The 6,043-nt window shown below is 65.8% G+C and carries 7 protein-coding genes; 6 read left to right on the top strand and 1 reads right to left on the bottom strand.

What is annotated here, in order from left to right; genetic code table 11:
• The 6 genes from WAN02_RS25465 to WAN02_RS25440 form a co-directional block, all read left to right on the top strand.
• The coding region (locus WAN02_RS25465) for a TIGR03857 family LLM class F420-dependent oxidoreductase (protein WP_422267615.1) at nucleotides 1–1,014 on the top strand (1,014 nt) is incomplete at its 5' end.
• Nucleotides 1,011–2,255, top strand: coding sequence for a cytochrome P450 (locus WAN02_RS25460; RefSeq protein WP_422267613.1), 1,245 nt, complete (start codon nucleotides 1,011–1,013; stop codon nucleotides 2,253–2,255). The genes WAN02_RS25465 and WAN02_RS25460, both read left to right, overlap by 4 nt.
• Nucleotides 2,252–3,238, top strand: a complete 987-nt coding sequence (locus WAN02_RS25455; RefSeq protein WP_422267611.1) for a hypothetical protein — start codon at nucleotides 2,252–2,254, stop codon at nucleotides 3,236–3,238. The genes WAN02_RS25460 and WAN02_RS25455 overlap by 4 nt, the downstream gene beginning before the upstream one ends.
• Nucleotides 3,235–4,833, top strand: a complete 1,599-nt coding sequence (locus WAN02_RS25450; protein WP_422267609.1) for a PEP-utilizing enzyme — start codon at nucleotides 3,235–3,237, stop codon at nucleotides 4,831–4,833. Before WAN02_RS25455 ends, WAN02_RS25450 begins: the two co-directional genes overlap by 4 nt.
• Nucleotides 4,834–4,855: 22 nt before the next feature.
• Entirely contained in the window at nucleotides 4,856–5,548 is a 693-nt protein-coding gene (locus WAN02_RS25445) for a hypothetical protein (RefSeq protein WP_422267607.1), read from the top strand.
• Between the two features lie 65 nt (nucleotides 5,549–5,613).
• Nucleotides 5,614–5,817 (top strand): hypothetical protein, encoded by a 204-nt coding sequence (locus WAN02_RS25440; RefSeq protein WP_422267605.1) that lies wholly within the window; start codon nucleotides 5,614–5,616, stop codon nucleotides 5,815–5,817.
• Nucleotides 5,818–5,820: 3 nt separating this feature from the next.
• Here WAN02_RS25440 and WAN02_RS25435 read toward each other — a convergent pair.
• Nucleotides 5,821–6,043, bottom strand: a 223-nt coding sequence (locus tag WAN02_RS25435; RefSeq protein ID WP_422267603.1) for a hypothetical protein, incomplete at its 5' end; no start/stop codon positions are given.

The raw sequence follows: 6,043 nt of genomic DNA, 5'->3' as shown, positions 1-6,043 counted from the left end.
GAGTCAGACCAACGCACGCCCGCGCAGGGTATCCAGGACGTGGTCGAGGCCGAGAAGATCGGGTTCCGGGCGGCCTGGCTCAGCGAGCGCTGGGATATCAAACAAGCCGATGTCATCCTGTCGGGCGCCGCGGCGCGCACCTCGCAGATCGAATTGGGTACCGGGATGGTGTGCCCACCGACTCGGCAGCCATGGCTGATGGCGGCGTTCGCGGCGACCATGCAGGCGTGTTACGGGCCGCGGTTCACGCTCGGACTGGGTCGGGGCGACAACGCGATCTGGCATGACATGGGCCTGAGGATGCCGAGTTTCGCCGAGATGGCCGACTATGTGGCCATCCTGCGCCGGCTGTGGCGTGGTGAGACGGTCGAATACGACGGCCCGTTAGGCACCTTCCCGAGTCTCGCGTTCTCCGAGACCGTGCCCGGGCCGCCGCCGCCGGTGTGGTTCGGTACTTTCGCCCGGCCGAAGGGTGCCGAGTTGTTGGCCTCGTCGTTCGACGGTGTGTTGCTGCCGCCGGTGCTGACCCCTGAGGCGACGGCGAAAGCGGTCGAGAGGATCCGGGTCGCGTGCGAGCGAATCGGACGAAATCCCAAGGAGATTCGCGTCTGCCAGGCGGTGATCACCGCCCCGGATCTCGATGACACGGAGACCCGGTCGCTGGCGCACGGTCGGTCGGTGGGCTATCTGCAATACCCGGGCTACGGCGAGACGCTCGTCGAGGAGAACGGCTGGGACATCTCGGTGGTGCACGAATTACGGTCGCACAAGCAGATTGCCGCGAACGCCAAGGTCGCCGATCGACTGTTCCACCGTCACCAGCTGCTCGAACCGGCCAAGATCATCCCCGACCAGTGGATGATCGATACCTGCGCCCTTGGCTCGGTGGACGAGTGCGTGACGTCGATGCAGCGCTTCCGCGACGCCGGCGCCGACGAGATCGCCACCTACGGAAGCACACCCGGACAGAACGCCAAGCTCGTCGAGGCCTGGCGCAACAGGAGTGAGGCATGAAGACAGCCCAGGACGACTTCGTTTTCAACCCACTGGATCCCGAACTTGCGGTGGACCCGTTCCCGATCCTGGCGCGGCTTCGGTCTATCGACCCGGTGTATCACGCCGAGGCGCTCGGGTCCTACATCGTGACCGGTCACGACGACGCGTGGGAGGTCCTGCGGCGGCGCGACGGCGATCTGCGCTGGGAGCAGTTCCAGAAGATGCGGCACGGCGACACCGTGGTGGACGAACCGTATTTCAAGATCATGGCCGACAGCGTGTTGATGAAAGCCGGGGATGACCACGGTCGGGTCCGCAAAACCTTCCAGAAGAACTTCCGGACCGGGCTGGTGGAGTCGCTGCGGCCACAGATCGTCGACCGGGCACACGAACTGATCGACGCCTTCGCCGGCGTGGAGGGCGGTCCCGGCCACGTGGAGCTGATGGACGGCTACGCGTCGCCGCTGCCGTTGTCGGCGATCAGCCAGCTGCTCGAAGTGCCCCGGGAGGACGAGGCCGACATCTACCAGTGGATGCACGGTTTCAAGCTGGCCATACAAATGCTCCCGCTGGATGCCGGCCAGTTGAAGGTCGCCAACGACTCGATGACGGAATTGGACAGCTACTTCAAGGGCCTGGTGGCGCGGCGGCGGGCCGATCCCGTTGACGATCTGGTGCACAAGATGATCGGCGACACCGACGACGGCGTCATCACCGAAGAGGAGCTGATCGCCAACCTCTGGAGCATCTACGTCGGCGGCCACGACACGAGCGCGCTGTCCATCTGCAATGCGATGGTCACGCTGCTGCGCCATCCCGATCAGCTCAACGCGTTGCAGGCCGATCTGACTGGACTGCCGAACGCGGTCGAGGAGATCCTGCGCCACATCGGCACCGTGCACGGCACCCATCGGCTGATGTCGGAGGACATGGAGCTTGGTGGCCACCACATTCCCGCCGACACCCCGGTCATGGTGTACCTGTCGGCAGCCAATCACGACGAGAGCTGGTGTCCGCACGCGGAGAAGTTCGACATCGACCGCGACGTGCCCTCCGACCATCTGGCGTTCGGCACCGGTCCGCACAAATGCCCCGGCCAGCACATGGCCCGTGCGGTGATCGGAATCGGTGTCCAGGCGCTGCTGACCCGGTTGCATGGATTGCGGCTCGAGGAACTCGAATGGGACGCCGACGCCTTACTGTTCCGCGGCCCCAAGAGATTGGTCCTCGCCTGGGATCAATCGAGCCCCCGTTCATGAGCAGCTCCGTCACCTCCGTGCCTGCAGGGCTTACCCCCGAATCGGAGTTTCCCGCTCAGAGATACCGCCCCGACATTCCGTGGTGGACCGAGAACTACTGCTTCGTCGCCTACGACCCGGCCACCGAGATCGGTCTGTGGACGCATCTTGGCCGGGCGCCGTTCGACTCGACGCTGTGGCGGGAACTGTCGTTCATTTATCTACCCAGCGGGGAGCGGCTGGTCAATAAAGGTTACGGCCGCAGCGAGACTCCGCGGGGACCCGGTGGTGCGACGTTGAGCTTTCACAACGTCGAGCCGTTCCGGCAATGGCGGATGCGCCGTGACGGCGGATCGATCCGGACGACGGTGTCGCAGTTGTACAACGGCATGGCCGCCGACAGCGCGCACGAACGTGCGGCATTCGATCTGACATTGACCTGCAACACACCGGTCTGGGATTGGGGTGAGGTCGAAGACGCCCAGGGCTGGGGTAAGTTGCACTACGAGCAGCTGGTCGACGTCGTGGCGGGCACCGTCACAGTAGCCGGCGAGGTGATCCCGTTCGACGGTCAGGGCCTGCGGGATCACACCAGCGGGGCCCGGGATTTCACGGTCTTCTCCAGCCACATCTGGTCGTGGGCGAACTTCCCGAGCGGACGCGGTTTCATCCTGCTGCACCTGGTGGTCGACGGGCAGTACCTCACGCGGGCAGTGGTGTTGCAGGACGGCAAGCTCGAGTCGGTCGAGATGAAGAACTCCCCGGTGCTGACCGATCGTTCGCAGCACGCCGATCCCTACGTACTGGAGCTCGGGGAACACCGCATCGACGCCGAAATCCTGCACCCGTTCCCCAATGGTTTCGACGGACCCAATGACATCTGCATCGGCTACGACCCGGACGTCACCGCGACCTCGAACTTCGAGAGTCTGTCGCGCTTCGTCTGGGACGGCGAAGTGGGGTACGGCCATACCGAACGCTCGCTGCGGTTACGCCATCCATGACCGACGCCTGGGATCCGCTGCACCAGCCGGGCAGTGCCGAGACCCATTGGTCGACGGTCAATGTCGGTGAGGCGCTGCCCGGAGTCGCCACCCCGTTGGGCTGGTCGATCTGGTCGGACATCGGCGATCAGATGTGCCGGGACCTATCGTACGCGATCGGTGTCTTCGACGCCGGCGAACGCCGACAGCCCGACCTGTCCGCCGATCGCATCATCACGACGTTCTTCGGGCGCATCGCCATGCGCACCGAATGGCTGGCGGCGGTAGGCGATCGGATGCCCGGCACCACCGGCGAAGTCGCCATCGCGGGCATGCTCGGACAGGCGCCGCCGACCATGACGTTCGCGCCGACCGCGCGCCGTTATCGGGTGATCGCCTACCGGTTGCCGATCGCCGGGCTGCGCGAGCCCGGCCGGGTCCGCAGGCTCGCGCCGGTCATCGAGGCGTGGTGGCGGTCGGAGATTCCGCGACTCGCCGACGCTGATCTGGCGGGCGCCATCGCGATATTCGACGGCGCGACCAAGCGATTCAGTGAGGCGATGACCGCGCACGGGATCGCGTTGTTCGCCGCGATCACGCCGCTGATCAACGCGCTCGCCGCGCTCGTCAAGCGCACCGGTGTCGGTGACGTCGGCGTACTCAGCGGCACCGGCGGCGCTGAGATGGTGATGGTCGAGGACATTTGGAAGGCGTCGCGCGGTGAGCTGACGCTGGACGAGCTGATCAGCCGCCAAGGGTTTCACGGGCCGCTTGAAGGCGAGATCTCCAGTCGCGTCTGGCGGGAGGACCCGTTTCCCATCGTCGCGGTGATGCGGCGCTACGCGGCCACCGACGACGACGCGAGCCCGCTCTCGCGCGAGCGTGCGGCACGGGCCCGGCTGCCCAAGATGCAGGCCGAACTTCTCGCGGCACTGCCCGCGGTGCAGCGACCAGCGGCGCGGCTCCTGCTGAACCATGCCGCCCGCACCATTCCGCTGCGCGGCGTCGGAAAGGCGTCGTTCCTTCAGGCGCTCGATGTGGCCCGCGCCGCAGCCCGTCGGGTGGGTGAACACCTTGCCGCCGGCGGAGTTCTCGCCGACGCCGACGAGGTCTTCTACCTCACCGTCGACGAGATCGTCGGTGCACTGCCGGCCGATGTCCGAGACCTGGTCGCCCGGCGCCGCGCCAGGCGTGCGGAGTACCAGCGACTGGAATTGCCGTCGTGGTGGCGGGGGACACCGGAGCCGACCGTCATCTCGGACTACCAGGATACGGACGACGACGATGCCGTGCTGACAGGCATCGCCGCCGGCAGTGGCGTCGTCGATGGTCAGGTCCGGGTGGTCACCGATCCCGCCGTCGTCGAGGTAGAGCCGGGCGAGATCCTGGTCGCGGCGACCACCGATCCGAGCTGGGCGTCGGTCATGTTTGTCTCGGCAGCCCTGGTCGTCGACATTGGTAGCGTGCTCAGCCACGCCGCGGTGGTCGCCCGGGAGCTCGGACTGCCCTGTGTGGTCAACACCCGCAACGGAACCCGGGTCTTACGTGACGGTGACCTGGTCCGGGTCGATGGCTCGGCGGGGACAGTCACCATCCTCAAACGTGCAGAGACTTAACCCTCAACGGAGAGGCCAGTCCATGAATTCCACTGCACAAAGAATGTGCGCCTACAGCGGAATCGTCTGTATCGTCATGTTTCTCGTCGGTTTCTGGTTGATCGCCGGGTTCGTCCCACCACCGTCACCCAAGCTCAGCGGCGAACAACTCGTCCAGCTGTTCACCCAGGACCGCTCACGCATCAGGTTCGGCATGATCGTGTCGCTGTTCGCCTCGGCGCTGCTGGCGTCCTGGACCGCGGCGATCACCGCGCAGATGGAGCGGATGGAAGGCCGTGGCACCGCGCTGGCTTACACCAACCTGGCCGTCGGTGCCCTGTTCGTATTGGAATTCATCTTCTCCCTGGTGATCTGGCAGTCGATGACCTTCCGGATGCGCGATCCGCAGGTGATGCTCGCCATGAACGACACCGCCTGGCTGCTGTTCGTCTGTATCACCTCAACCCCGGCACTACAGGCCACGGTGATCGGCCTGGCCATCTTCGGCGACAAGCGGGAGACGCCGATCTTCCCGCGGTGGGCCGGCTACCTGAACTTCTGGGTCGCCCTGCTGTTCCTGCCGGGCACTATCGCGGTGTTCTTCAAGGACGGGCCCTTCGCGTGGAATGGGCTGTTCACGTGGTACCTGCCGCTGGCTGTCTTTGCGATCTGGATGGTCACACTCTGCGTGCTCACTCTGCGGGCGATCTCGGCGGCCGACCACGAACCGGATTGAAGTCGGAGTTGGCCCGACTTTCCGGACGCCGCAGCGAGCTTACGCTGCGCAGCGAGCTGGGGGAGATGAGCTTGTTCAACCCGGGAGCCGACCGCAGTCTGCCGGTCGGCGTGACCAACCCCTGGGAGGTCTTCGCCGGCGCCACGCCCGGGCAACAGAACATGATGACCTTCGAAGAGCCGGTGCGCTGGGACTGGGGCGGCCGTCGCGGACTGGGCTGGAGCGAACGGGCGTTCAACGCCGCGCCGTTCGGTAAGCCGGCGTTGTGACGGCTACGGCTGTCGGGGGCCGTCGACTTCTTCGCGCAGCGATCGCATCATCATCTCCATGCCCACATCGAAGGAATCCGGGGGTGCGCCGCGGTTGGGCTGCGGCGGACGAAGCCGGTTGAGAAGGGTGTAGCCCAGGATGTAGCTGGTCAGCGAGCGCAGTACGTCGGCGCTGCGGCCACGCGAGAGTCCCGCGTTCCGCAACGTCGTGATCAATCCTTGGCGA

The sequence above is a fragment of the Mycobacterium sp. genome (genome assembly GCF_049281135.1).
GTDB lineage: Bacteria > Actinomycetota > Actinomycetes > Mycobacteriales > Mycobacteriaceae > Mycobacterium.
Note: the sequence above shows the minus strand (reverse complement) of the source record. Positions and strands in the feature narration are given on the sequence as shown.